At 50.9% G+C, this 23,969-nt stretch carries 29 protein-coding genes; 22 read left to right on the forward strand and 7 right to left on the reverse strand.

Annotated elements, in window-relative coordinates:
• Nucleotides 1-99: 99 nt before the first annotated feature.
• Genes F384_RS24750 through F384_RS24770 form a run of 6 tightly spaced genes read right to left on the reverse strand, consistent with a single transcriptional unit; the run spans nucleotide 100 to nucleotide 8,169 of the window.
• Nucleotides 100-819 (reverse strand): site-specific DNA-methyltransferase, encoded by a 720-nt coding sequence (locus F384_RS24750; protein ID WP_226991617.1) that lies wholly within the window; start codon nucleotides 817-819, stop codon nucleotides 100-102.
• Nucleotides 820-878: 59 nt separating this feature from the next.
• Nucleotides 879-2,288, reverse strand: coding sequence for a DUF2130 domain-containing protein (locus tag F384_RS24755; protein ID WP_046495790.1), 1,410 nt, complete (start codon nucleotides 2,286-2,288; stop codon nucleotides 879-881).
• 2 nt (nucleotides 2,289-2,290) lie between these two features.
• The gene (locus F384_RS24760) at nucleotides 2,291-4,171 is read right to left on the reverse strand and encodes an ATP-dependent nuclease (protein WP_046495793.1); all 1,881 of its coding nucleotides are present in this window, start codon (nucleotides 4,169-4,171) and stop codon (nucleotides 2,291-2,293) included.
• Nucleotides 4,172-4,205: 34 nt separating this feature from the next.
• Entirely contained in the window at nucleotides 4,206-4,358 is a 153-nt protein-coding gene (locus F384_RS30840; RefSeq protein WP_341477685.1) for a hypothetical protein, read from the reverse strand.
• Nucleotides 4,337-4,894 (reverse strand): DUF4391 domain-containing protein, encoded by a 558-nt coding sequence (locus tag F384_RS24765; RefSeq protein WP_341535147.1) that lies wholly within the window; start codon nucleotides 4,892-4,894, stop codon nucleotides 4,337-4,339. Before F384_RS24765 ends, F384_RS30840 begins: the two co-directional genes overlap by 22 nt.
• Complete coding sequence (locus tag F384_RS24770; protein ID WP_046495798.1) at nucleotides 4,891-8,169, reverse strand: helicase-related protein; 3,279 nt, start codon at nucleotides 8,167-8,169, stop codon at nucleotides 4,891-4,893. Before F384_RS24770 ends, F384_RS24765 begins: the two co-directional genes overlap by 4 nt.
• 348 nt (nucleotides 8,170-8,517) lie before the next feature.
• On the opposite strand from F384_RS24770, the gene F384_RS24775 reads away from it, so the two are divergent.
• The 15 genes from F384_RS24775 (at nucleotide 8,518) to F384_RS24840 (ending at nucleotide 18,326) form a co-directional block, all read left to right on the forward strand.
• On the forward strand, nucleotides 8,518-9,381 hold the full coding sequence (locus tag F384_RS24775; protein ID WP_046495804.1) for a GTPase family protein: 864 nt from the start codon (nucleotides 8,518-8,520) through the stop codon (nucleotides 9,379-9,381).
• A gap of 97 nt (nucleotides 9,382-9,478) precedes the next feature.
• Nucleotides 9,479-10,312 (forward strand): DUF932 domain-containing protein, encoded by an 834-nt coding sequence (locus F384_RS24780; protein ID WP_046495809.1) that lies wholly within the window; start codon nucleotides 9,479-9,481, stop codon nucleotides 10,310-10,312.
• A 201-nt stretch (nucleotides 10,313-10,513) separates the two neighbouring features.
• Nucleotides 10,514-11,218: a WYL domain-containing protein gene (locus F384_RS24785; protein ID WP_046495813.1), complete on the forward strand. Its 705-nt coding sequence runs from the start codon at nucleotides 10,514-10,516 to the stop codon at nucleotides 11,216-11,218.
• Nucleotides 11,215-11,829 carry a hypothetical protein gene (locus F384_RS24790; RefSeq protein ID WP_046495819.1) on the forward strand — a complete coding sequence of 205 codons (615 nt, stop codon included), beginning with the start codon at nucleotides 11,215-11,217 and terminating at the stop codon, nucleotides 11,827-11,829. Before F384_RS24785 ends, F384_RS24790 begins: the two co-directional genes overlap by 4 nt.
• Before the next feature lie 88 nt (nucleotides 11,830-11,917).
• A complete protein-coding gene (locus F384_RS24795) occupies nucleotides 11,918-12,328 on the forward strand; it encodes a hypothetical protein (RefSeq protein WP_046495825.1) in 411 nt (136 codons plus the stop codon).
• A 77-nt stretch (nucleotides 12,329-12,405) separates the two neighbouring features.
• Nucleotides 12,406-12,642, forward strand: a complete 237-nt coding sequence (locus tag F384_RS24800) for a DUF905 domain-containing protein (RefSeq protein ID WP_046495830.1) — start codon at nucleotides 12,406-12,408, stop codon at nucleotides 12,640-12,642.
• 78 nt (nucleotides 12,643-12,720) lie between these two features.
• Nucleotides 12,721-13,179, forward strand: a complete 459-nt coding sequence (locus tag F384_RS24805) for an antirestriction protein (protein WP_046495834.1) — start codon at nucleotides 12,721-12,723, stop codon at nucleotides 13,177-13,179.
• A gap of 15 nt (nucleotides 13,180-13,194) precedes the next feature.
• Complete coding sequence (locus F384_RS24810) at nucleotides 13,195-13,671, forward strand: JAB domain-containing protein (protein ID WP_046495838.1); 477 nt, start codon at nucleotides 13,195-13,197, stop codon at nucleotides 13,669-13,671.
• Nucleotides 13,672-13,679: 8 nt separating this feature from the next.
• On the forward strand, nucleotides 13,680-13,901 hold the full coding sequence (locus tag F384_RS29540) for a DUF987 domain-containing protein (protein ID WP_000691995.1): 222 nt from the start codon (nucleotides 13,680-13,682) through the stop codon (nucleotides 13,899-13,901).
• A gap of 18 nt (nucleotides 13,902-13,919) precedes the next feature.
• Nucleotides 13,920-14,237: a type IV toxin-antitoxin system YeeU family antitoxin gene (locus F384_RS24815; RefSeq protein ID WP_046495841.1), complete on the forward strand. Its 318-nt coding sequence runs from the start codon at nucleotides 13,920-13,922 to the stop codon at nucleotides 14,235-14,237.
• Nucleotides 14,238-14,257: 20 nt separating this feature from the next.
• Entirely contained in the window at nucleotides 14,258-14,599 is a 342-nt protein-coding gene (locus F384_RS29545) for a TA system toxin CbtA family protein (protein WP_048215514.1), read from the forward strand.
• Nucleotides 14,600-14,714: 115 nt separating this feature from the next.
• Nucleotides 14,715-15,548 carry a DUF4942 domain-containing protein gene (locus tag F384_RS24825; protein WP_046495848.1) on the forward strand — a complete coding sequence of 278 codons (834 nt, stop codon included), beginning with the start codon at nucleotides 14,715-14,717 and terminating at the stop codon, nucleotides 15,546-15,548.
• A 321-nt stretch (nucleotides 15,549-15,869) separates the two neighbouring features.
• Complete coding sequence (locus F384_RS24830) at nucleotides 15,870-17,306, forward strand: tyrosine-type recombinase/integrase (RefSeq protein WP_046495851.1); 1,437 nt, start codon at nucleotides 15,870-15,872, stop codon at nucleotides 17,304-17,306.
• The gene (locus tag F384_RS24835; RefSeq protein WP_046495854.1) at nucleotides 17,296-17,979 is read left to right on the forward strand and encodes a hypothetical protein; all 684 of its coding nucleotides are present in this window, start codon (nucleotides 17,296-17,298) and stop codon (nucleotides 17,977-17,979) included. Before F384_RS24830 ends, F384_RS24835 begins: the two co-directional genes overlap by 11 nt.
• Nucleotides 17,980-18,119: 140 nt before the next feature.
• On the forward strand, nucleotides 18,120-18,326 hold the full coding sequence (locus F384_RS24840) for a helix-turn-helix domain-containing protein (protein WP_046495857.1): 207 nt from the start codon (nucleotides 18,120-18,122) through the stop codon (nucleotides 18,324-18,326).
• 481 nt (nucleotides 18,327-18,807) lie between these two features.
• On the opposite strand, the gene F384_RS29550 is transcribed toward F384_RS24840, so the two are convergent.
• Entirely contained in the window at nucleotides 18,808-18,999 is a 192-nt protein-coding gene (locus F384_RS29550; protein ID WP_080950105.1) for a toxin-antitoxin system HicB family antitoxin, read from the reverse strand.
• A gap of 133 nt (nucleotides 19,000-19,132) precedes the next feature.
• Between F384_RS29550 and F384_RS24845 the strand changes: the two genes are divergently transcribed.
• The 7 genes from F384_RS24845 (at nucleotide 19,133) to F384_RS24875 (ending at nucleotide 23,962) form a co-directional block, all read left to right on the forward strand.
• Entirely contained in the window at nucleotides 19,133-19,384 is a 252-nt protein-coding gene (locus tag F384_RS24845; RefSeq protein ID WP_046495862.1) for a host cell division inhibitor Icd-like protein, read from the forward strand.
• Nucleotides 19,377-19,568 carry a hypothetical protein gene (locus tag F384_RS24850; protein ID WP_046495865.1) on the forward strand — a complete coding sequence of 64 codons (192 nt, stop codon included), beginning with the start codon at nucleotides 19,377-19,379 and terminating at the stop codon, nucleotides 19,566-19,568. Before F384_RS24845 ends, F384_RS24850 begins: the two co-directional genes overlap by 8 nt.
• A complete protein-coding gene (locus F384_RS24855; RefSeq protein ID WP_046275065.1) occupies nucleotides 19,561-19,869 on the forward strand; it encodes a hypothetical protein in 309 nt (102 codons plus the stop codon). The genes F384_RS24850 and F384_RS24855 overlap by 8 nt, the downstream gene beginning before the upstream one ends.
• The gene (locus F384_RS24860) at nucleotides 19,866-20,234 is read left to right on the forward strand and encodes a hypothetical protein (protein WP_046275066.1); all 369 of its coding nucleotides are present in this window, start codon (nucleotides 19,866-19,868) and stop codon (nucleotides 20,232-20,234) included. The genes F384_RS24855 and F384_RS24860 overlap by 4 nt, the downstream gene beginning before the upstream one ends.
• Entirely contained in the window at nucleotides 20,231-22,030 is a 1,800-nt protein-coding gene (locus tag F384_RS24865; RefSeq protein WP_046275067.1) for a primase-like DNA-binding domain-containing protein, read from the forward strand. The genes F384_RS24860 and F384_RS24865 overlap by 4 nt, the downstream gene beginning before the upstream one ends.
• A 540-nt stretch (nucleotides 22,031-22,570) precedes the next feature.
• Nucleotides 22,571-23,611 (forward strand): major capsid protein, encoded by a 1,041-nt coding sequence (locus F384_RS24870; RefSeq protein ID WP_046275068.1) that lies wholly within the window; start codon nucleotides 22,571-22,573, stop codon nucleotides 23,609-23,611.
• Nucleotides 23,612-23,620: 9 nt separating this feature from the next.
• On the forward strand, nucleotides 23,621-23,962 hold the full coding sequence (locus F384_RS24875) for a head decoration protein (RefSeq protein ID WP_046275069.1): 342 nt from the start codon (nucleotides 23,621-23,623) through the stop codon (nucleotides 23,960-23,962).
• The last annotated feature ends 7 nt before the right edge of the window (nucleotides 23,963-23,969 follow it).

Below are 23,969 nucleotides of genomic sequence, written 5' to 3' on the forward strand. Positions count from 1 at the left end.
ATAACGCCTTAAATGGCGAAGAAACGGTCTAAATAGGCTGATTCAAGGCATTTACGGGAGAAAAAATCGGCTCAAACATGAAGAAATGAAATGACTGAGTCAGCCGAGAAGAATTTCCCCGCTTATTCGCACCTTCCCTAACTGGGCAACGAAATTACTTTCCCCAAATATTTCGTCCAGTACTTTCCTGATGTTTTGTGATTCGCAGTCATCAATGCTGGCAAAAATGACGCCATCTTCCCTGAGAAGAGTTCTCGCAAGGCGCAGTCGGGAGTAGATCATCGACAACCAATCTGAATGAAATCGGCCGTTAGATGCAGGATTGGCGACTAGCTTGTTTCCCTCTGCATCCTTTTGATTTGAGCGACGCAGAAAGTCCTCCGCAGACTCGGAAAAATCATCTTCGTAGATAAAATCATTCCCCGTGTTGTACGGCGGGTCGATGTAAATCATCTTGACCTTGCCAAGGTAGTTCTCCTGCAGCAGCTTCAATGCATCAAGGTTGTCACCCTCAATGAAGATGTTCTTGGTATCATCGAAATCCACGCTTTCTTCGCGGCAAGGACGCAGCGTCTTGGCAATCGGCGCGTTGGCCGCAAGCAAGGCTTCGCGCTTTCCTGGCCAGTTCAGGTGGTAGCGTTCCTGCGGCCCTTCTACAATCGATTCGGCAAGCTCTTGCCGCAACTGGTCGAAATCCACCGCCAGCTTCACGCTGCCGTCCTTGCCCTTGGCTTCGGTGACGCAGCCAGGAAACAGATCGCGAATGTGGACGATGTTGTCCTGCGTGAGATTGGGTGAATGCATTTTTAGCTTTTCCATGTTCTTTTCCTCTGGACGTCGCACTGTTGCGCGGCGTCCTAATTCTTTCTGGGCTGGTTTTATTCGGCGTCAGAATTGTTTTGGTGTTTGAGCTCGGCAAATTTGGCGGCCATTGTTGGGTTGCCGCGGGTGAGCCGCTTGACCGTCAGGTCTTCAGCTTTGTCGTTGGCAAGCCGTAGATTGTTGGCAGACTTGTGCAGGGCTTCTTTGGTCTTTTCAAGATCCTTAATGGCTTCGTCGATGCGTTTGACCGCTTCTTCAAACCCATCTGAAGCCAAACGCCAGTTGCGACCGAATGCGGTCTTGAAGTCATCGAGCTGGGTTTCAAATTGGGTGATGTCGATGTTCTGCGCCTTCACCAGCGCCAACTCGGACTTGTATTGAAGTGACTTCATCGCCGCATTGCGTAGCAGCGTGATGATGGGGATGAAGAACTGCGGCCGGACGACGTACATCTTCGGGTAGCGGTGAAACACGTCAACGATCCCAGCGTTGTAAAGCTCACTGTCGGGCTCCAGCAGGGATACCAGCACGGCGTATTCGCAACCTTTTTCGGTGCGGTCCTTGTCGAGCTCCTTGAAGAAGTCTTCGTTTTTCTTCTTGGTGGCTGTTTCGTCACCTTCGTTCTTCATCTCGAACATGATCGAGACGATCTCGGTGCCTGTATCATCCATGTCCCGGAAGATATAGTCGCCCTTGCTGCCGGTGCGCACGTCGTTGTCTTTTTCGAAGTAGGCCTTTGGGAATGCGGTGGCCCGGAGACGGTTAAACTCAATCTCGCAATGCTGCTCCAGGGTTTCCCCAATCATCTTGGTCGACAGCCGTGCCTTCATGTCCCGCAGACGTACGATCTCACCATCGCGATCCTTGAGCTGTGTTTCGTATTTATCCTTGAGCGCAGTCTCGGCAAGTTGCTTCTCCAGAGCCGCTCGATCTAGTCCGCTTTTGAGTTCGTCACGTTCCTTAGTAACCACGCTGACAGCTTCGGTGAGCGCGAGCTTTTGCGCTACTTCGCCTGCTGCAAGCTTGGCCTGCAGACGCTGAATCTCCGCATCCTTGGTGGCCTCGGCTTGCTGTAGCTCACTTAATCGCTTCGCCTCGGCCAGTTGAGCTTTAGTTTCATTCTCTTGCTTTGCTTTTTCCAGCGCGTTCGCCAGCGCATCGCGATCTTTTTCTACCGCGCTCAGCGCCTCACTGACAGCAAGCTTTTGCGCCACCTCTCCTGCATCCAGCCTAGCCTTTAATGCCTGGATTTCGGCATCCTTTGCAGAAGCAGCCTTCTGCAATTCACTGGTAATCTTGGCTTGAGCCAGCTCGACCGCATTTTGCTTGTCCGTCTCGGCCAGCTCAAGGCGTTCATGTAGCTGCTTCTCAAAGTCAGCATCGCGAACCTGTTTCAGAATGTCTGCGTAACCAGTTTCATCAATCTTGAAAGCCTTGCCGCAATGGGGGCAGATGATTTCATGCATGGTCATTCTCCTTTTGCCTTGGCTAAGATTTGCTGGAGCATCTCTGGCACCGCCCCTGCGGCTTTGAGTGTCGCCGTGCGGTATGCTAGTTGATTCTTCGAGAGACTGATACCTGTGGCAGCCTCGATTTCACTGCAGGCGGTTAGCCACTCAGTCCAGTTGGCTACGAGAAATGATTCCAGATGGTCTTCAAAAATGGCGACTGTGTCGCCGACGACAGCGTCTGGAAAATCCTCTTCAGCAATGCCGAAGTATCTCAATGTTGTCCGGTTTTCTCGGGCGTTTTTTGCAATTTCTTCATCGATCTTGTTTTGCTGTTTTCCTTTGGCTTTTGCTCGTGCCTCACATGCTCTGTCAGCATCGAAAAGCGCATAAACCGGGATGCCGAGCGCGGACAGGATGGCATGGACAAGAGGGATCGACGTCTTGCCTCCAACGGGGACAATGGAAATGCCAGCGGCTTCAAGCGCACCAAAAGATATTTTGTCGCCTATACCGTGGAACACCGATGACTCGGTGGTACCCTCCACCAGAAAAGCGCGATGGGCAAAGAGCGCTACAGCCAGTTGATCTGAAACGATGCCATCTAACTGACGTTCGACAACATCAGCGTTCACTATCTGGAGCAGTCTGGTCTTCACATCATCAACGGAGGCAAAGTGGATAGTCACAGTTGGAGTCTCTCCAGATGATCGTGTCAATCGCCTAACTTGATCAAAATGGCGGGCCTCAAGGAAATAAGGGCTATGTGTCGCATACGTCACCTGGATGCACTTGTCGGGGTCTTCGACAAGTGAGCGGAGCACTTTTGCAAACGCCTGTGCCTGAATCGGGTGCTGAAAGAGTTCTGGCTCCTCGATTGCTAAGCAGATGACTCCGTCGGCTGATGCAGAGCCGGACTGTGCCAAGAGCTGGAGCGCCGAGATCAAAATCGTCCGTTGAAAACCATGCCCCTGTCGTTCTACCGCAGTTTCGGTTGTGCCATCGAGCACGGCTACTTCGAACGTGGTTTTGGGGGCTTTGAGCTCCACATCTGCCGGGGAAACAGTGACTGCCCGACCCGGTGAGTAGGACGCAACGACGGCATTAAGCTGAGTCGTCATAACATCAAGTTGCGCTTTGAATTTCTCGTCGTACACTTTTTGCTGCTGTGTTCGTGATTCCTCGACGATCTTCGCAATCTCTTCATCAGCCGAAGCACGATCAACCGAACGCTCAAGAATACGTCCAATGATGCTCGACTTTCCGTCGATTGATTCTTCACTTGCGCGAAGGTCTGCAGTCACCAACACAAAATCGAAAAGGCCGCTCATCTTGCCGCTGCTGTTGAAACCGAAAAAGTTGGTCTGAAGTGATTCGGGGGCGTCTACAAGTTGTTCTGTATGTGCCGCTTCCCAAGTAGTCATTGCATGTTCAATAGCAGTGCCGGTTGTGGCTGTCGGGAGTTCCAGCTCTGGGCGACTAGCTCTAAGATTGGCATAAAGCTCCCTCTTTGCGGCTACGCTATTTGCAGTTTTGATGGCGTTGAACTCTGGGAATCCCTTTGCGTTTGCAGAAAGCACATCAGTCCCGTCAGGTGAATGGCGCCTCCACGCAGTGAATTTGGTGGCACCCTCTGGAGTGTACTTACCAAGCGCCTCCCGATCCTTTTCGGTGAGATCTGCGAACGTGACTTGCACCTCGATGTCTTCGTCAGTCTCTCCAAAAAAGCAGTCTTTTTCTGTAAGCGAACCGGGCTTGCCGTTGAAGAACCAATCGAGTGCCCGTAGCACTGTCGACTTGCCAGCTCCGTTCGGCCCAATGAATGTCGTGACGGAGTCGAAGGGGATCGTGACGTCTTTGAGTGCACGGAAGTTCTTGATGCGAACGGATTGAATTTTCATTTCAGTTTTATTCCCTTACACCTGTTGTGATCTATCAATGTTTGAGCTCTTCCAGTTCAATTTTCAATATCCGCAGTTTGGCGTTGATCTCTACCTTGCGGTTGAATTGTTTTTCTTTGGCAAGTCTGCTGGCGGCTTTTTCAACCTCACGCTGCTTGGCTGCAATCAGTTCGACACGTGCGACCAAGTCCGCGAGACTTTCTTGTGGGCGCACAGGGGGGGGATCAGGCGGTGAAGCATATGTTCATACAAACCGCCCAAGTCGAGAGCCAGGGGCATGGCGGCGCGCTCATAGTCACTCGGCAACCAGGCTGTCGCAAAGTAGTCACTCAAGACCCAACGGCTGCCGTCTGACTCATTCGGTCGTTTGTATGCAGCGATCACCTTTGTTCGGCCATCAAAGCTCAGCTCGAAGATGATGGGAAACTGCACCGCACCATCGATGCAACGTAAAACGTCCATATTCAGCTCCAATGTCTTGAGCTGAATTGAGAAAATCTGAAGCTCTGGTACTCCCGGCCTGGCGGGCAGGTTGATCGTTTCCGGAGCCAACTTGTATTGCCAGACGATTTGCTCCACCTGCTCGACGAACAAGTCCTTCAGCCTTGTATTAGCGCCGCTGTGTTCGTAGATCTTATTCTTTGGCAGGGTACGACCAAAGACAGCCTGCTTCGGATAGTTAATGAAGGCGGTATTCGACTCAAATCGCGCAGACTGACTCATCCGGCCTCCTGAATCACGAGGAAGGTAATCAGTTCGAAGTCGTCCAGTCCGACGATAGTATTGACCAACGCGGTGGTCTTTCCGCTGCAGAAGAGGCTGTCCAGATCCTTCTCTTCCTTCACCTCGATCATTGAGCGGATGGCCTTGCCAAGCAGGTCCGAATACATATGCATCTTGCGGCCATCGGCCGTTTCCTTATTGAACAAGAGACAGGCATCTGTAATAGGCTGGGCTTGTCCCTTACAGCATGTGCGAACCAGATCCAGCAAACGTTTGACTTCGGTGTGATCGTGAATGACTTCCCCCTCGCGATTAATGTAGACGAGGTAATAAGGGTGCAGGCGGTTGTGTTGACTGACGTTGACGCTTGGATTCCGGTTGCGTAGCGTGAAGATCACACCCGGGCGTAGGCCCATCTCCGGCTTGGCAGGCACTACGGCGTGCATCCCGCTTGGCACGTTGCTCAATTCGCCATTGACCTTCACATAGTTGAGCAAGTCCATTCGGAAGTCATTGAGCCCGAGATCAGTAATCGACACTCCGGTTTTCAGGTCTTCCAGCTCAATCACTTCCTCTTGCAAACGTCGCAATTGCTCTTTGCGATAAGACACATCGTTGGCTTGGGCGCTCAGCACATTGTCATCACCAGTGGCTGTAACATCGGCAATCATCATTCGGCTCTCAACCCGTTCCTTCAGGTTGATGTATTCGTCGAGAGAGATGTCTGGCCAGTAGTTAACCAGTTGGATGCAGCTGTTGGGTGAGCCGATGCGATCCACACGGCCGAAGCGCTGGATGATGCGCACGGGGTTCCAGTGGATATCGTAGTTGATGAGGTAGTCGCAGTCCTGCAGGTTCTGGCCTTCAGAGATACAATCGGTGCCGATCAACACATCTATCTCTGCCTCCTCATTTGGCAGCACGATGGCTTTCTCCTTCGAGTGCGGAGAGAAGAGGGTGAGCAGTTCCTGGAAGTCATAGCTCTTCTTGAGCGTGCTCTTCGGTACCCCTTTGCCGGTGACTTTTGCACTGTGCAAGGCCTGTGTAGCCAGCAATTCCTGAGCCAAATTGGCATACAGATAGTCAGCGGTGTCGGCGAAGGCGGTGAAGATCAGCACCTTCTTGTTGCCGGGATTCAGCGGTGCGGCGATCTTCTCCAGAACCAGTGTCTTGAGATGCTGTAGTTTGGCATCATCGGCAGCCGTGATCTTGTTCATCGACGTCAGCAAGGCATCAATGATTTCCAGATCGACCTTCAGTTCGTGCTCCCATGAAGGTAAGTCCATATCGGCGAGGCTGATCTTGACCTTGCCGCCAATCTCGCTGTCGCCAATATCAGGCAAGTCGTCGTCCGCATCGAGGTTTTCTAACTGGTCGGTCAGGTCATTTATTCTGCTGTCAATGCCACTGAGGTCGCCAGTCTGATTGAAAGTGCTGATCTTGCCTAGCGTATTCGAGTGGTTCGCGCGCAGGGACTGGAGCGTCAAGCGGAAAGACTCAATCGAGCTTTCTAGGCGCTTGAGCAGGTTGGTCGTCATCAATGCCTGCAGGCTCTTTTCGCGGTCGACTTGCTTAAGCTTGCCTTTGCCTGCAACCTGAGTGTCATACATCTCCTCGTACTTCTTGAGCCGACTGGGCAGGATGTAGCTGATCGGCGCGTAAACAGCGAGCTTGAGTAAAGACAGCTGCTCGAAAATTTCGTTGAAGCTCATCACATCCGTTCGCTGCGTGAGCGGGCTATGGAACGACAAGGGTTTGCGGCGCTCAGGGAATTGGCCGATTTCCTTGGTATCGTAGAAGGTTTGAATATGCTTGCGCGAACGTGCGATGGTGACGCTGTCGAGCAATTCGAAAAAGTCAAAGTCCAGCGAATCCAGGATGGCCCGCGCTGTGCGCTCTTCGGATGGAAGCTTTGCCCATGCATTGAAGCTGGCCTGTGCACCACGGAAAATCTCCTCTACCGTCTTGCCGGTACGCAGCTTCTTGCTGAGGTTTTCGGAATCACCTTCGTAGGCCAGTGCCAGTTGGTTGCGTAGGTCATTGAAGCGGTTGTTCACCGGGGTGGCCGAAAGCATCAGCACCTTGGTTTTCACGCCCTCCTTGATAACGTTGTTCATCAGCTTCTGGTAGCGGGTTTCCTTGTCCTTGTAGACGTCATTGTTGCGGAAGTTGTGCGACTCGTCGATGACGACGAGGTCGTAGTTGCCCCAGTTGATGCGGTTCAGCGGTGTACCGAACGACTCACCGCTTGTACGGCTGAGGTCGGTATGGCAAAGCACGTCGTAGTTGAACCGGTCGCGAGCAAATATGTTGGTCTTGAGGTTGCGGCTGTAGTTCAACCAGTTGTCCGCCAGCTTCTTAGGGCATAACACCAAAACTGACTTGTTGCGCAGTTCGTAATACTTTACCACGGCCAGCGCGGTAAAAGTCTTGCCCAAACCCACGCTGTCGGCCAGGATGCAGCCGCTGTAGCTCTCAAGTTTGTTGATGATCCCAGTGGCAGCATCTTTCTGGTAATTGAAGAGTTTGTTCCAGATGAGCGTGTCTTGATAGCCAGTGCGGTCATTCGGCAGGACATCCTCGTTGATGTCGTCCAGAAACTCATTGAAGATATTGTAGAGCATCAGGAAGTAGATGCTCTCGGGTGAGTTTTCCTGGTAGACGGATGCAATGTGGTCGCAGATCTGCGCCGTTACATCCTCCAGCTTCTCGGGGTCGTGCCAGATCTGGTTAAACAGACTGAGGTAGGTCGCCGTAAACGTCGGTTCGTCCATCTTGTTGACAAAGTTGGAGACAGCGTTGCCCTGCTGATAGCCGAGATCGACGGCGGTAAAACCGTGCAATGGCATATAGGCAGCCTCTGCGGCGGCGGCCTGAACACAAGCAAACTGCTGCATCGGTGCCTTACTGCGATTGGACTTGAATGTTGCCTTGCGTCGCATCCAGTCCGCGCACTCTTTTGCAATTGCGCGCTGGGTCAGTTTATTGCGTAGCTGAATTTCGAACTCACTTCCGTACAGACTCTGTTCGCGGTCAACCTTCGGTATGTGGAATTCTTTACGTACCTTACGAATCTTATCGGTAACCTCGTTGGCGGTGAACGTCGGCGAGGTAAAGATGAATTGCAGCTCGTCGATTTTTTCCAGCTCTGCTTTGAGCGCTTCGAAGGCGTACATCGAAAAGCAGGAGGCAGCGATCTTCAGGCGGGTACCTGGTTTGAGCGTCTGCTTTAGGTCGTCTCCGAGCAGGCGGTTGATATTGTCGATCAGTTCCATTAATAGTCAGCCTTCTTAGTGGCGCTATAGCTTGGTGCTAGTGTAAATAGTTATTGTATAGGCTGATGCTTCTATATCGTTATATTTACGCCATCCAACTATAAAACCTTGCTGCCCAATGCCCTATAGCCGCCTCAGGCGATTTGCCCTTATCCACTGTACTGGTCTGGGGATAAGGGATACCAGAACAACCTAACGACTCAGGGGCCGGGATCACTAGCGGCAGTGGCTCGTTACTTACTTTAATTCAAATTATTTTCAGATATATATCATTCTTCTGAACATACCCTATTGACGGCAGAATCTCACGACTCTGCCGTTTTTGTATTATTTTTCAGAGGAGTAGTAATGAACAATTCTGAAGGTTTGAAGTCGTTTCAGCAACCGCTTTCTGGTCTGCCACAATGGGCATCAGAGCGTATTCTACAGCAAATAAACCAGTTAACAGACTACGAGCCAGTGATCGGTATTCTGGGTAAAACTGGGGCGGGAAAGAGTAGCCTTTGCAATGCCTTATTTGTCGGCGAAGTATCGCCGGTCAGCGATGTGGCAGCCTGTACCCGTGAACCTTTGCAATTTCGTCTGCAAGTCGGTGAGCGGTTTATGACCATCGTGGACCTGCCCGGCGTGGGCGAAAGCGGCGCTCGCGATACCGAGTATGCTGCGCTGTACCGTGAACAACTTCCCCGACTTGACCTGGTGTTGTGGCTGATTAAGGCTGATGACCGGGCGCTGGCAGTGGATGAGCTCTTTTATCATCAGGTTATTGGGGAGGCTTACCGCCATAAGGTGCTGTTTATTATCAGCCAGTCAGATAAGACTGAACCCACCAGCGGTAGTGGTCAATTGTCCACGGCGCAGAAGCAGAATATCAGCCGTAAAATCTGTCTGCTGCATGAGCTGTTCCAACCTGTAAACCCTGTCTGCGCGGTATCGGTACGTTTGCAGTGGGGGCTGCGGGTGATGGCTGAACGGATGATTCGTTGCCTGCCACGAGAGGCCAGTAGTCCAGTGGCTGTACAACTTAGTGCTCCACTTCGTACCGATGCCGTTAATAAAAAAGCCCGTGACGATTTTGGTGAAACGGTCGGCTCGGCACTGGACGCAGTAAGTTCCCTGCCCCTGATACCGGCCCCGGTGCGGACAGTAATCCAGGCTGTACGCGATACCGTGGTATCGGTCGCCCGTGCCGTCTGGAATTTCTTCTTCTGAAAACTTAACTCTCCTGATCCATAGTTTCCTCAGCCCTGTCGCGATTTTGCGGCAGGGCTTTCTTTTATTTGTTTTTCCCGTAATGAGGAGTCTGTTTATGACCCGTCTGGCTTCGCGCTTTGGCGCAGCAAATCTTATTCGTCGTGACCGTCCGCTAACCCGCGAAGAACTTTTTCGTGTGGTGCCCAGTGTCTTCAGTGAGGAGAAGCATGAGTCACGAAGCGCACGGTATACCTGGATACCAACAATTACTGTACTTGAAAAACTGCAGCGCGAAGGCTTTCAGCCTTTCTTTGCCTGTCAGACCCGGGTGCGCGACCCTGGGCGTCGCGAGCATACAAAGCATATGCTGCGCCTGCGTAGGGAGGGGCAAATTACCGGCAAGCAGGTCCCGGAAATTATTCTGCTCAACTCCCATGATGGCACCAGCTCGTATCAGATGCTGCCGGGATTATTTCGTGCGGTATGCCAGAACGGACTCGTCTGCGGTGAGTCGTTTGGCGAGGTGCGGGTGCCGCACAAAGGGGATGTGGTGAGTCAGGTGATTGAGGGGGCTTATGAAGTCCTGGGGATTTTTGACCGTGTGGAAGAGAAGCGGGATGCCATGCAGTCTCTGATGCTGTCGCCACCGGCACAACAGGCTCTGGCTCAGGCTGCACTGACGTACCGTTTCGGTGAGGACCACCAGCCGGTGACAGCACCTCAGGTGCTTTCCCCCCGGCGCTGGCAGGATGAGAGCAATGACCTGTGGACTACATACCAGCGTATTCAGGAGAACCTGATTAAGGGTGGGCTCAGTGGCCGGAGTGCAAAAGGCGGGCGAACGCATACCCGTGCCGTGCGCGGCATTGACGGCGACGTTAAGCTCAACCGGGCGCTATGGGTGATGGCGGAAGCTATGCTCTCCAGATTTGAGGCAAACGGATGTTAGCTCCGGCAGCATACGGACACCTCCTGTCCGTTCGTTGATCGATTTCCAGGCATTTTTTCCTCAAAAAGACGATGAAGCCGCATTCTGATTGCATTCATCCTGCAGAAAAAATACCGCTTCCGCTGTCCGTATCCTGTCCGACCCTCTCGTTACACTAATCACTTAATTTTCAGTCCATTAACAGGGTGGAGAACGCCTCTCATGTCTCAGTCTGAGCGCCGCCATGAGCGCCTCGCGGTCCGGCTGTCGCTGATTATCAGCCGTCTTGTGGCGGGAGAAACGCTGATCATACAGACACTGGCCGCCGAATTTGGCGTGTCAGTGCGCACATTGCGTCGGGATTTTCGCGAGCGTCTGGCCTATCTCGATCTGGAATTCCGTAACGGGCAATGTCGTCTGCTGTCCGGCAGCCGTCAGAGGGAGCTGACGGTGCAGACCTTTGTCCGTCAGTCCGGTGTGGAGGCGCTTTTTCCGGATATAGACAACCAACTGGTCAACTCTCTGTTGAGCGCCAGCGAGTCTCCTTGCCTTATCTGGCACAGCACCAACGTCAGGACGCAAGCACGGCCTGAAGTGTTTACGCGACTTATTCGCGCCATCACAGAACACCGTCGGGTAACGCTACTGGCAGAGGGTCATCGTTGCACTGGTCTGGCTCCCTATCGACTGGTGTGCAGCGACGGCTGCTGGTACCTGACCGGTGAACATGAGGGACATATAACGGTTTTCACGCTGGGTGATATTCACACGGTCACATTCAACCCTGCGCTTTTTGTCCCGGATACACAGGTACGTAACCTGTTGTCACACCCAGATTTTCTTCGGGTTTTACCTCACTTTCAAACTTTCCATTCACTTTTCGTTGTCGGTGACGACGGTTTTTCACCCTTTAAGGAGCAAAAATGAAATTACTCACTGCCACCACGCTGGCGCTCAGCCTGTGCGTCGGAACAGTTTTACCAGTAGCCGCTGAAAATATCGTGGGTACGGTTAAGGCCTGGCAGTACATGCAGGCAGATGGCTGGAAATCAGCTGATGGTCTGGACAACCATACCCTTAGCAACGCGCTGTATGGTGCCAGAGTGATCGATAATTATCCCTGGACCCGGCAATTCCTGCTACGTCAGGGATACAATGGAGGCTATTTTCTGGCCGATAAAAATACTAAAACGGTACGCAAACTGGCGCTCAAAACAGCCAGTGGTTCTTCCTCCGATTTGACATCTGTCTACCAGGGTGAGGGAAAGGCATGTGGTTTCGTTCTGATTGATACACAGGCTGCATTGCTTGACGAGGCGCAGCAGCGAGCGAGTGGAACTGATGACCCGGCAGAGACAGTGCGACTAGCCCGGACAAAATTTAAACCAAACACCCTGATGGTCGTGCCTGATAACTGCGTCAATCCCAAACAACAGGCCGCGCTGGAGGCTAAGCGTTCTCAAAAAGATAGGGAGCTGCAGCAATGGGTGGCAAAGCAGAGTATGGCTGAACTCTGCCGCCGAACCGGTAACTGTTGAGGATCTGGTTACAGATGTTTTAACCGCGCCAGATGGCTTGCAGGTATATCTGGCGCAATCCGGTTCGCATTTATTCAGGAAGAAGACCATGCTAAAAATAGTGACCTCTGTTATCCCGGCTTTAATTCTCTCGCTCGCGGCTTTCAGCGCCGGTGCCGCGCAACTTCCGGAAAGTCTGATGGATAAAGACAATCCCGGCCAGGAATACTGGTGCCAGGGTAATGACATCAACACTACAGTCTGCTCAATGGCCGATGTCAGTGATGACCGTAAGTTTGCCCTGATTCAGGACATGCCCGGTCCAGCCTGTGAAGATTTAAGTTTCGGGCTTATTGACCTGGTATTTAACACCGGACTTAACATCCCTTTTGACGGCGGCGACTGCAAAGGGGATGTGAAGGCCGGGTTTGTGCGTGGCACAAAAGATAATGCCCTGTATGTAAAGATTGTCCGGGGCAGCAAAACTTTGCGCTTGTATAAGGTGCAAACGGGTTTCTGACTGAATCCGCACAACAACACTCTCTCAAAGCCCCTGACGCGTCTGCGTCAGGGGCTTTGTCTTTAAAGGTTATCAGAATGTCTGAACTTCAATTACTGCCAACGGGACCTTTCACCCGACAGCAGGCCGAAGCTGTTACCAGCCGGTATCAAAACATCTCTATTGAAGATGACCAGCGCAGTCACTTCCGCCTGGTGGTTCGTGACGCTGAAGGTCGAATGGTCTGGCGGGCGTGGTGTTTTGAACCTGATGCCGGTGAAGGACTTAACCGCTATATCCGGCAGTATGGCATCCTCAGAGCATCCTCCTGCTGACCACACCCATTCATCATTCCTGCATACCCCCATACGCCAGCCATCGTCGCTGGCGTTTTTTATTGACGGAGAATATCCATGACGACAGAAACTCAATGCGAATTGATATCCGCTAATGAACCTCAATTAGACCTTACTGCAACACCAGTACCTGACGAACAACGCATCCGCTTCTGGCCACTGCACTTTGGCGCTATCCCGCAGTGGATAACGCTGGAACCCCGTATTTTCGCCTGGATGGATCGCTTCTGTTCGACCTACAGCGGTGGTATCTGGTCCTTTTACACCCTCAGCAATGGCGGGGCGTTTATGGCTCCCGAGTCTGACAATGATGAGATATGGCGTCTGTTTAATTGCCTGAACGGCAACGATGCCCAAATGAGTGCAGAAGCCGCAGGTATTGCTGTCTGCCTGATTGCGTACAGCCATCACGCCTGTCGCACCCAATGCGATGCCATGACTGAACACTATTACCGCCTGCGGGACTACGCCCTGCAGCATCCAGAGGCCCACGCCATTCTGCGTATTATCGACTGACCGAAGGAGCAACAGATGAAACAGCTTTCCTTTTTACCCGGCGAGATGACGCCACAGGACCGGCGTCTCATTCAGCGGGCGCTCAGGGCTCTGGACCGCCACCTGCATGAGCCCGGCGTGGCCTTCACCTCTACCCACGCCGTACGTGAATGGCTGCGACTGCATATGGCCGCGCTTGAGCGGGAAGAGTTCCGTGTGTTGTATCTGGACAACCAGAATCAGTTGATTGCCCATGAGACGCTCTTCACAGGCACGATTAACCGTACCGAGGTGCATCCCCGGGAAGTGGTAAAACGTGCCCTATACTTCAACGCGGCGGCGGTGATACTCGCGCACAACCATCCCTCTGGTGAGACAACACCCAGCCAGGCTGACAAAACCCTCACGCAGCGACTGGTGCAGGTGCTTCAGCTGGTGGATATCCGCGTCCCTGACCACTTGATTGTCGGCGGCAGGCAAATCTATTCGTTCGCAGAACACGGTCTGCTGTGAGGTATGACATGAAAATTATCAGTAAACGCCGGGCAATGACGATATACCGCCAGCATCCTGAGTCCCGAATCTTTCGCTACTGCACCGGAAAATATCAGTGGCACGGTAGCGTCTGCCATTACACCGGCAGGGACGTTCCGGATATCACAGGAGTCCTGGCTGTGTACGCCGAACGCCGCCAGGACCGCAACGGGCCTTATGCCTGCCTGATGAGCATCACCCTAAACTGACAATAGTGGAGAACTGTAATGAGCAACATCACTTGGGGCTTGCAGCGCGATATCACGCCGCGCCTGGGAACACGTCTGGTGCAGGAGGGCAACCGGCTGCACTACCTAGCTGACCGGGCCAGTATCACCGGTAAGTTCAGTGACGCCGAATGCCAGAAGCTGGATGAAACATTCCCGCACTTTATCAGCCAGATGGAATCGATGCTGACCTCCGGTGAACTGAATCCCCTACACGTTCATTGCGTCACCCTGTACCACACCGGTTTTACCTGCGAAGCCGACACCCTCGGCAGTTGCGGCTACGTATACATCGCCATTTACCCCACTAAGCGCTAATTACTTTCACGAGAGCAAGCATGAAACCTCAATCTGCAGCAACTTCGCGGGCGGTAAAACCCTGCCTGTCACCCGTGGCTATCTGGCAAATTCTACTGACACGCCTGCTGGAACAACACTACGGCCTGACCCTGAACGACACGCCGTTCAGGGATGAATCCGTTATACAGGAACATATCGATGCAGGTATCACGCTGGCCAATGCCGTTAACTTTCTGGTGGAAAAATACGAGCTTGTTCGTATCGATCGCAGAAGGTTTAGTTGGCAGGAACAATCACCTTATCTTCGGGCAGCAGATATTCTGCGAGCACGGCAGGCAACTGGCTTGTTGCGGCAAAGCCGTAACAACGTAGTACGGTGAATATTGCGTACAACCTTCCTGATTTAAATTTCTGAGCTTTCTCCCTTGTTTACATATTGCATAATGCGCCTGCCATTACCCGGCGGGCGCGTTTGCTTTTTAAGGACAAAATGTCATGCAAACTAAAGCTGAAGTATTAACCGATCATAGCGAGCTGATTTGCTCGACCAGTATTGAACGCATAGTGACTGGCCGCGATGCCGCACTGAAACAGATAGAACAACTCATTCAGCAGCTTGATGCCATTTCACGGCTAACCTCAGAAATTGGCGGTGGCACAGCGCAAGACTGGGCGATGAAGGCCGGGCACCGTTACGATAGCTGGATGACCGAAAAGGTAGACAAAGCGCTGCCTTCCGTTACCCGCAATATTGACCGTAGTATCTGGCGAGACTTGATGTTGAAGTCTGGCATGATGGCCTTGATGGATGCTCAGGCCCGTGACCAGTGGCATAAGAACCTGGAGGAGGGGGATCTGCCCGCCATCAGCGAGGCAAATATCCTCAGTACTTTTGAGCAGCTACATCTGAACAAAATGGATGTGTTTGAGCGTGGCATTATCAATGTCTTCAAAGGGCTGTCGTGGGATTACAAAACCAATAGTCCCTGCAGCTTTGGTAAAAAGATCATCGTCAACAATCTGGTGACGCATAGCCGCTGGGGATTTAGTTTGAACTGGGGATGGCGGCGGGATCAATTAGCGGACCTGGAACGAATGTTATTTCTGCTGGATGGTAAACCGATACCCGATAACCGTGGCGATGTTACTACTCGATTGATGGAACATATTCGGGATAACCCTTCGAAGGATATTTACGAAGATGATTTTTTCAGTATACGTTACTTCCAGAAAGGAACCGCGCACATCACTTTTAAACGTATCGACCTGACAGAAAAGATGAATGATATCGTGGCGAAGCACTATCCGGGGATGCTGGCAGCGAGATGAAGAGGGCAGGGAGGCAATTCCTTACCTGACCCATTACCTGACCCGATTCGTATAAAACGAAAAAGGAGTCAGATGATTTCTCATCTAACTCCTTGTTTTATTTGGTGGCCCCTGCTGGACTTGAACCAGCGACCAAGCGATTATGAGAATGATGTAAACCACCTACCTTAAGATACTTTGTCATAATAAATCAATATGTTAACAAACTTATTGACACTGTATAAATAACCAGAAATACTCTATTTTACCTGTTTATAGCACCCCCACGGGACCCCCAGGATAGAACCCCCGTGACCAAACGATCTTTTTTGCGCAACGAGTATGACTGAAAAAACGTTCAGATTTACCAAATCGAAAATCGAGGGGTTGCCTCCGGCACTGAAAGGTTTCCGGGTGGAATACCGTGATACTGAGGTGCCCGGTCTTATCCTGCGCGTTACCGCTGGTGGCGTGAAGACGTTCAGTGTCTCGCGTAAAAAGCACGGTGAGCACTTTCGGGTGACGCTGGGACGGTTCCCGGATCTAAGCGTCGAAAATGCCAGAGTGATGGCCATAAGGTCGCTGGGTGAAATGAGCATGACACGGAAGAACCCAAACGACCTGCGGAAGCAGGATGAAAAACGCCTGATAACGTTGCTGGATGCTTTCGAAGAGCGCCTGAAGGTGAGAGGGCACCGGATTAGCCAGACCACAGCTGATCAATACCGAGGGCTACTCACCAATTATTCCGGTGACTGGATGAATCAGCCAATGCTGCATATCACCCGTGAACGAGTTGAGAAGCGACACAAAGCCATTTCGGAAGGTACTGTGTGGTTTGGTGAGGATCGTTCAAAGTTTCGCGCAGGTGTCGGAATGGGAAGCAAATCACAGGCCGATGCCTGGGGACGAGCTATCCGGGCTGTATTCCGTTTTGCATGGGATCATTATCGGGACGATGAGGGCCGTAGTCTGTTACCTGAACCGCCGACTATGGTGCTGAGCACTAAAGGGCATTGGCACGGACTGGTGCGTAAAACTGAGCGTGTCAGGAATACCGATCTGGGGCGCTGGTTCGCAGCTATTGAACAGGTGCGCGTGCAGGCCGCTGAAAATCGCGATGACTTCGCACAAGCAGCGTGTGATGCTATCTATATGGCGATGTTTACGGGGCTGCGTAAGTCTGAAATTCTTCAACTTGAGTGGAGTCGGGTTAATATTCCGGCCCTTTATTTCTGGATTGATAAGACGAAGAACGGCGATCCGCTGGAACTTCCAATTATCCCATCGTTATTGAAAATGTTCCGTCGCCGGTTATCACTCCGAAAAGGTGATGAGCCATATGTATTCCCCGGAAAAGATGGTGGTGTTATCCGTGAGTCGAGAAAAGTTATAAACAGGATTGTCGCTGCAACTGTTCCTGTACCTAACCCTGATGCTTTGCCGCCAGTTAGTTTCAAATACCACGATGCTCGCCGCACGTTCGGCTCGGCTGCAGCTCTTTCCGGGTTAGGCCATGATCTGATTAAGCGCCTGCTGAACCACAGAACGTTGCGCAGTGCTGACGTTACTGAGGGGTATTTGCATTTCGGCGCTGACGAGTTGCAGGAGCATGCTGAGAAGGTGGAGCGCTACTTACTGGAAAAGGCCGGGCTGGTGGAGAGTAAAAAAAGTATTGATGCTTACCTTCTTGCCATGCTTGATACGTTGAGTGATTCAGAGAAAAGAGCACTTTTATTCAGTATTTCTAATTCTCATGGTGATGTAAATGTCAAATAGAAAATTGGAAGTTGGCATTGAGTTTGATGTAGAGCACATAAAGGATTTAAATAAACTTGTTGACCTTATAAGAGACAAGGTTTCTGATTCATTTATTAAAAAAACCGTGAGTGAATTACTCGGTATTACTCCATCAAAAATGTCGCTAGAGGAGCGTCTGTCTTTCGCTTCTGATATTGAGAATGAAAAAATTGTAGTGGCATCAAATATCGTTCTTGAGAGCGAAGAAGTAGCGCAGGAAATCGGTTATAAAGAGTATGGTTTGTCAGACTTACTGAAAGCCGCAGCTATCCTTGAGGTTATGGGGTTTGAACGCCTTTCAACTCAAATCAGAAGACGCTATGCTGAGTTATTTGTTGAAACCCTAATGTCATCAGTAAGAGACGAGGCACATGCTAAAAAGGTTATTAGCGAAGACAGAAGCAAAGCTAAAAAAGGTAAAACCAATAAGCACCACCAAGCAGTATTAATGATAGCGAAGGATACATGGGAGGAATATCCTAAAGCGAGTTTGGAGGGATTGTCAGAAGAAATATATGCGCATCTACGCCAAAAATGGAATGATTTGCCAGTCGCTGGGACGATAAAGAAATGGTTGAAAGATTCTGACATGGCACCTTCTGTTAAACCAAAAGACAGGAACAGAAAATTTAAATTAGTTATTAAGGGGTAGTAAATCCAGTTTTACCTATGTAAATCTTGATGACTGCACGCTCAACCAGATATAAGTATTTGTATCTGGTTCCTCTATCTACATAAGAATATCCAACAATCATAAGTTATCACCATTATTAAGCAAGTAAGGTGATATTTATGAATTTAATCGATACCAGCTCTGATAAAAAACTAACCCGCGGCGAAGCTGCTGATCACCTCGGCGTGCTTCCGCAGACGCTGGCGAACTGGGCGCACACTGGCCGGGTAAAAATCCCCTTTCACAAGGTCGGTCGCAAGGTCATTTACTTCAAGTCAGATCTTGATGCTTATCTCGAATCCACCCGCAGAACGCAGACAGTTTAGGGGGGGATATGACACATAAAACAAAGGCGACCATGCCGGGCCGCCAGTGTAGTACCGAAAACAGAGAACAGAATCAGCATACCAGGCCAGTTGCTGGTGGTCAAAGGTCGGGCAATGCAATTTTTATTGCATCGGGAACCGCGCCAACGGCGCAGTTAAATCACAACATACTGATATCCAAGCAAAGCTCAAATTTGAGTCTGGTTAGCTTAAAGATAGTCGGTTGTATTCTCAGTGTTGGGGGTACTGCATTGCAGCATACCCAATACTTCCCCCAATGGGGGGAGTGTGAGCCGGTAGCGGGTACATTGATTTTGCGCACCTCATTTAGAGTTGCACAAATGCAACTCGGTACATCCCCCCAGAGTTGGGGAAACCAATATTTTGGGTACTGCGAAAGTTTCGTAATAGAGCCTACTCAACTTTTTGGGGAGCTGACCTACACAAAAAATGCAGGTCAAACTCCAGATCTGGCGTTTGCTCAGCCTTTTGGTTCGATTCCTTGCCGACGCAATTCAGCCCTAGCTAATTCCTTCAACCAGTTCCCTAAACTTACGCCTTCCCGTTCTGCTGCATCGTTTAGTTGCTGGCGTAGCTCCGGGTTTATTCTTATCTGGAAAGTTGGAGACCAACCCTCACCTTTAGGCGTTTTATCTCGCTTTATAGTTGACACGTACGTACGTAACCTCTTAACATGGATTTTATTATGTACGTACGTTAACACGTCGGGCATAAAAAAGACAACGCCCCAGCACTGCTACAACAGTCTGGGGCGTCTAACCAAACCGTTAATTGGAGTAACAGTTATGGCTGATCAACAGCATACCCAAACTCACCCTAAATTTACATGGCTCTTTCTGGCAACCCCTAAGAGCCATCCAGACTGTTCGCCGGTAGTTATCCGCACTACCGCCGACACGGAAGAAGAAGCCCGCGCATGGTATCCGCGCTGGGATTTGACGTTCGCCGCGAAGATTCGCTCTGAATGTTCTTTGTACCAGTACCGCAACGGTGCTTTCGAATTAACCGTGTCAGGGCTGGAGGTACGCCATGCCTAATCTGAGCATGCTGGATATGGGCGACAAATTTCGCTCTCTGGAAGTCCTGTTAGCTGCGGCGCTGGAAATGAACTGGAGTAAAGACGATGAGAGCGATATCGCCGTTGAGTTGATTGATATTGCTCTCCAGCGTTGCCGTGAATTGCGTCAGCAGGTGGATTTACCGGGGGTGAAGCATGTGTGATATCTACCATCAACTTGTAAAGCACGCGCCAGATTTCAGAAGACATTCTGATGATGATTTATCTGAGGTTTCTGACGTCTGTGGCGAGGCAGCACGCGCTGTCAGCAATACCCTTACCCTGATTGGAAACCTGATGCTTGAGGCATCGCTGAGTGAGGAATACAGCAACGAAAACGCACGCCGCGACATGATGTTGTTGGGTGACACGCTGCGAAATCTTCCCCGGTTAGCTGAGGCTCTGGAGCAGAACAGTTGCACGGCCAATTTCGTGCTCAGGCAGCGTCAGGGGGTGTTCAAATGATCAGTAACGTAAAATTTAACGATCTGGAAAAGCGCCTCGATTTGCTGGTGGAAAAGGTACTGAACCTCGAGCTGCAGATCAAATCACTCACAGATAGCCAGGGGGGTGAAATACCCCCGGGTATGAGTCCGGTTACTACGCTGGCGGCGGAGTTTGGCATTTCAACCAAGAAGGCCGAAGAACTGGCGAAAAATACGGGGGTAATGCTGGTACGGCTAAAGTCAGGCGGGTTCGTTGCTCCTGATGAGAAATTCAGGGAGACGGCACGGCTGGTGCTGCGTAGTGCAAAACGTAAATACGGATCGGCGTACTGGTATCACCCGCTGATAGGCAAATTTCAGATGAGCGGAGGGATCCCAAAATGAAGAACGCTCCGAACCTTAAACATCTGCCAAAGGAAAAATTTACTGAGGCAATCATTTTTGCCGGGACTGATGCCTATGCTCATGCAAAGGGATGGGAAGAAGGTATGGGTAAACAAATTGCCGAAGATACAACGCCCCCTATCTATCTTGGGCCAAAGCAACTGGCAGAGCTGGATAACCTGCAAATTGTTGATAAAGGGCGCCGTAGTGCCCGTGTGTATCTGGCCGGAAACATCGAGCCGATACTGATTAACGTCATTGGTGAGAAGCTGGCGCGGGCCGGAGTGCAGGATGCCAAATTGTATAAGGGCATTCCCGATCGCCAGCCAGAGGACTGGCATGATTATCTGGAGAGAATCAGGGCGGATAGTGTTGTTGTCGATCTCCCGGTCACGAAACGCGAACCAGCCCATAGCGGAGTAGCACCGGCATTGAATCAGATGGGGGCCAGCCAGCGCGGAGAAGTGTTACTGGCTCATTATGATGGCGACCTGGCAATTCATGCCGACTCGGACACGGTGCACCACTATAACGGCGTGGTGTGGAACCCGCTCCCTGACAAAGAACTGCAGCGCGAAATGGCGCAAATCTACATTGATGCAGAAGTGGCCTATTCGCAGAACGCCATTAAATCGGCGGTGGAAACCATGAAACTGAGCCTTCCAGTCATGGGTGTTACAGCCCGTAACCTGATTGGCTTTAGTAATGGGGTATTTGATACCAGAACGGGGCAATTCAGGCAGCACAGTAAAACAGACTGGTTACTGATCGCCAGTGAATTACCATTCAGCCCACCAGCAGAAGGCGAGACGCTGGCCAGCCACGCGCCGAACTTCTGGAAATGGCTTCGTCGTTCCGTGGCCAATAACGACCGCAAGACAGATCGTGTACTGGCAGCGCTGTTTATGGTGCTTGCGAACCGGTACGACTGGCAGCTTTTTCTTGAGGTAACGGGGCCGGGTGGAAGTGGTAAAAGTGTTATGGCGGAAATCTGCACGATGCTGGCAGGTAAGGCGAACACGGTATCAGCCAGTATGAAAGCGCTGGAGGATGCAAGGGACAGGGCGCTGGTGGTTGGTTACTCGTTGATCATTATGCCTGATATGACCCGGTACGCTGGCGATGGTGCCGGGATAAAGGCTATTACCGGCGGTGATAAGGTTTCTATCGACCCAAAACACAAAGCGCCGTATTCGACCCGGATACAGGCTGTCGTGCTGGCCGTCAATAACAACGCCATGACGTTCAGCGACCGTAGCGGCGGTATCTCACGCCGGCGGGTGATATTCAACTTCTCGGAGGTAGTGCCAGAAAACGAACGCGACTCGATGCTGGCAGAGAAAATAGAAGGGGAGCTGGCTGTAGTTATCCGTCATCTGCTTACACGTTTTGCAGACCAGGACGAAGCCAGACGCCTATTGTATGAACAGCAGAAATCAGAAGAGGCTCTGGCAATCAAACGTGAAGGTGATTCGCTGGTGGACTTCTGCGGCTACCTGATGGCGTCGGTAGTGTGTGACGGGATGTTTATCGGCAATGCCGAGATAGTGCCATTCAGCCCGCGCAAGTACCTGTATCACGCCTACCTGGCATACATGCGAGCCAATGGCCTGAGTAAGCCTGTCTCATTGATGCGGTTCGGCACAGATATGCCTGGCGCAATGGCTGAGTATGGGAAGGAATACCAGAAGCGGAAAACCAAACATGGCATACGCTCTAACGTAACCCTGCATGATGATTCTGGCGACTGGATGCCATCATGTGCAACCACTACTGAGAATGAAGGGGTAGAGTAAAGTTATAGATAAAGTGTTCACCAGTATTCACCCTGTTTAAAATTCTATTAATAACAGAGCGTTAAGGGGTGAACACTTATTTATTAAGTATTCACCAAGTATTCACCTGTTCACCTTTTGATTGTTTTTTGCCCTAAAGGGTGAAGGGTAGGGTGAACACTAGTGAATACCTGAAAGAGTAGTGTTCACCATCTAACTGACTGAATTTAATTAATAAAATTGCAAAGGTGAAGGGGTGAACACTTAAAAGCATATTTTTTAATTTTATATTTATGCGATGGGCTGCAATGTTGCGAAAGGCGAAAAAAAAGCGGGCTGCAACCAGACCCGCTTGGGAAAACATGGATTTTTAACGAACGATGTTATTTGGAGGAAATAACAGTGAGGACATTAACAGATATTTAGTGGGCCATATCACCGTGAATTAACTTTATACATTATTGCACTCTATTGCACATCATTGCATTCAATCATTCTGTGTTTGTCAGTGTTAACATTATTTTTGTGATGAACGCTCTATTTATTTTACTGAGGTAATATATGCCAGATTTATATTCACCTGCGGCGCTGGTTCGGGTTGTTAGCGCTGAGGATATTCAGAAGCAACTAAAAACCCTGTTCACTGATTTATTCTTTACCCGCGCAGTTACTTTTGAAACGCGCGATATCATCCTGGACACTATCGACGACCCAAATATTCCGATCGCGGCGTTCTGTTCGCCAATGGTTGGCAGTAAGGTGGCGCGTGATGAGGGCTATGAGTCCAAGTCTATCCGTCCTGGCTACATGAAACCAAAGAGCAGCATTGACCCTAACAAACTGGCTGTTCGTCCTGCTGGTGTTACTCCTGAGCAATACAGCACGCTTGATACCCGCAATATCAAGGTAAAACAGTCAATCCTCAAACAGTCTATTGCTATTCGTGCGCGTATTGAATGGCTGGCTGTTCAGGCTGTCACTACCGGGAAAAATATTATTGAGGGGGAAGGGATCGAGCGTTATGAGCTGGACTGGAATATCAAATCCCAGAATATAATCACTCAGGCTGGTGGCGCTGCCTGGTCAGGTAAAGATAAAACGACGTTTGATCCAAATGACGATATTGAAACCTATTCAGAGCTGAGTGAAGGCGTAACCAATATCATCATTATGGGCGGGAACGTCTGGAAAAAATATCGTTCTTTCAAAGCGATTAAAGATGTACTCGACACGCGCCGCGGCTCCAACGCACAGCTTGAAACAGCACTTAAAGACCTGGGCGATTCAGTGAGCTTTAAAGGCTATATGGGCGATGTGGCTATTGTGGTTTATAGCGGTCGCTATACCGACGAAGACGGCACCGAAAAGCACTTCCTCGATCCTGATTTGATGGTGCTGGGAAACACCGCCCTGCAGGGCATTGTGGCCTACGGCGGAATTCAGGATCCAGAGCTCATCCGTATGGGTATTACCAAAGCTGAGCTGGCGCCAAAGAACTACATTGTTCCTGGCGACCCAGCTATTGAGTACGTTCAGACCCACTCCGCACCGCAGCCTATCCCGGCCCGTATCAACCGTTTTGTCACCGTTCGCGTGGCCTAAGGAGTAATCATGACGACGCATTACACTGAACTGGCGGCCGGTACTGAGGCGCTGGTGACAACTCTGGGTATCTTCGCTGGAGCAAAGGGCGTTATTCCCGCGCTGACTCCACTTATGCAGGATGCTACCAATGGGGCTTTGGTGGTCTGGGATGGGGCGCATGCCGGGCAGGCTGTCTATGTATCTTGCTTTGCTGTTGATACCGCAAGCCAGACACATGCTCAGGTCTACAAAGCTGGCGTGCTGAATGTTGATGCCCTTAACTGGCCTGATGATGTAACCACGCTTTCTGCAAAAGTAGCAGCGTTCGTTGGCTCTGGTATTTCTGTTCAGCCACTGGCACTGGTGTAAGGAGATT

Source organism: Citrobacter amalonaticus Y19 (assembly GCF_000981805.1).
Taxonomy (GTDB): domain Bacteria; phylum Pseudomonadota; class Gammaproteobacteria; order Enterobacterales; family Enterobacteriaceae; genus Citrobacter_A; species Citrobacter_A amalonaticus_C.

Bases quoted from the DNA above. Each gene is read 5' to 3' on its own strand.
- F384_RS24765 (WP_341535147.1), bottom strand. From the start codon at position 4,894: ATGAGTCAGTCTGCGCGATTTGAGTCGAATACCGCCTTCATTAACTAT.
- F384_RS24785 (WP_046495813.1), top strand. From the start codon at position 10,514: ATGTCTCAGTCTGAGCGCCGCCATGAGCGCCTCGCGGTCCGGCTGTCG.
- F384_RS24775 (WP_046495804.1), top strand. From the start codon at position 8,518: ATGAACAATTCTGAAGGTTTGAAGTCGTTTCAGCAACCGCTTTCTGGT.
- F384_RS24870 (WP_046275068.1), top strand. From the start codon at position 22,571: ATGCCAGATTTATATTCACCTGCGGCGCTGGTTCGGGTTGTTAGCGCT.
- F384_RS24815 (WP_046495841.1), top strand. From the start codon at position 13,920: ATGAGCAACATCACTTGGGGCTTGCAGCGCGATATCACGCCGCGCCTG.
- F384_RS24855 (WP_046275065.1), top strand. From the start codon at position 19,561: ATGTGTGATATCTACCATCAACTTGTAAAGCACGCGCCAGATTTCAGA.
- F384_RS24750 (WP_226991617.1), bottom strand. From the start codon at position 819: ATGGAAAAGCTAAAAATGCATTCACCCAATCTCACGCAGGACAACATC.
- F384_RS24760 (WP_046495793.1), bottom strand. From the start codon at position 4,171: ATGAAAATTCAATCCGTTCGCATCAAGAACTTCCGTGCACTCAAAGAC.
- F384_RS24755 (WP_046495790.1), bottom strand. From the start codon at position 2,288: ATGCATGAAATCATCTGCCCCCATTGCGGCAAGGCTTTCAAGATTGAT.
- F384_RS24795 (WP_046495825.1), top strand. From the start codon at position 11,918: ATGCTAAAAATAGTGACCTCTGTTATCCCGGCTTTAATTCTCTCGCTC.
- F384_RS24830 (WP_046495851.1), top strand. From the start codon at position 15,870: ATGACTGAAAAAACGTTCAGATTTACCAAATCGAAAATCGAGGGGTTG.
- F384_RS24805 (WP_046495834.1), top strand. From the start codon at position 12,721: ATGACGACAGAAACTCAATGCGAATTGATATCCGCTAATGAACCTCAA.
- F384_RS24865 (WP_046275067.1), top strand. From the start codon at position 20,231: ATGAAGAACGCTCCGAACCTTAAACATCTGCCAAAGGAAAAATTTACT.
- F384_RS24850 (WP_046495865.1), top strand. From the start codon at position 19,377: ATGCCTAATCTGAGCATGCTGGATATGGGCGACAAATTTCGCTCTCTG.
- F384_RS24770 (WP_046495798.1), bottom strand. From the start codon at position 8,169: ATGGAACTGATCGACAATATCAACCGCCTGCTCGGAGACGACCTAAAG.
- F384_RS29540 (WP_000691995.1), top strand. From the start codon at position 13,680: ATGAAAATTATCAGTAAACGCCGGGCAATGACGATATACCGCCAGCAT.
- F384_RS24860 (WP_046275066.1), top strand. From the start codon at position 19,866: ATGATCAGTAACGTAAAATTTAACGATCTGGAAAAGCGCCTCGATTTG.
- F384_RS24800 (WP_046495830.1), top strand. From the start codon at position 12,406: ATGTCTGAACTTCAATTACTGCCAACGGGACCTTTCACCCGACAGCAG.
- F384_RS24825 (WP_046495848.1), top strand. From the start codon at position 14,715: ATGCAAACTAAAGCTGAAGTATTAACCGATCATAGCGAGCTGATTTGC.
- F384_RS24835 (WP_046495854.1), top strand. From the start codon at position 17,296: ATGTCAAATAGAAAATTGGAAGTTGGCATTGAGTTTGATGTAGAGCAC.
- F384_RS29545 (WP_048215514.1), top strand. From the start codon at position 14,258: ATGAAACCTCAATCTGCAGCAACTTCGCGGGCGGTAAAACCCTGCCTG.
- F384_RS24875 (WP_046275069.1), top strand. From the start codon at position 23,621: ATGACGACGCATTACACTGAACTGGCGGCCGGTACTGAGGCGCTGGTG.
- F384_RS24810 (WP_046495838.1), top strand. From the start codon at position 13,195: ATGAAACAGCTTTCCTTTTTACCCGGCGAGATGACGCCACAGGACCGG.
- F384_RS24780 (WP_046495809.1), top strand. From the start codon at position 9,479: ATGACCCGTCTGGCTTCGCGCTTTGGCGCAGCAAATCTTATTCGTCGT.
- F384_RS24840 (WP_046495857.1), top strand. From the start codon at position 18,120: ATGAATTTAATCGATACCAGCTCTGATAAAAAACTAACCCGCGGCGAA.
- F384_RS24845 (WP_046495862.1), top strand. From the start codon at position 19,133: ATGGCTGATCAACAGCATACCCAAACTCACCCTAAATTTACATGGCTC.
- F384_RS24790 (WP_046495819.1), top strand. From the start codon at position 11,215: ATGAAATTACTCACTGCCACCACGCTGGCGCTCAGCCTGTGCGTCGGA.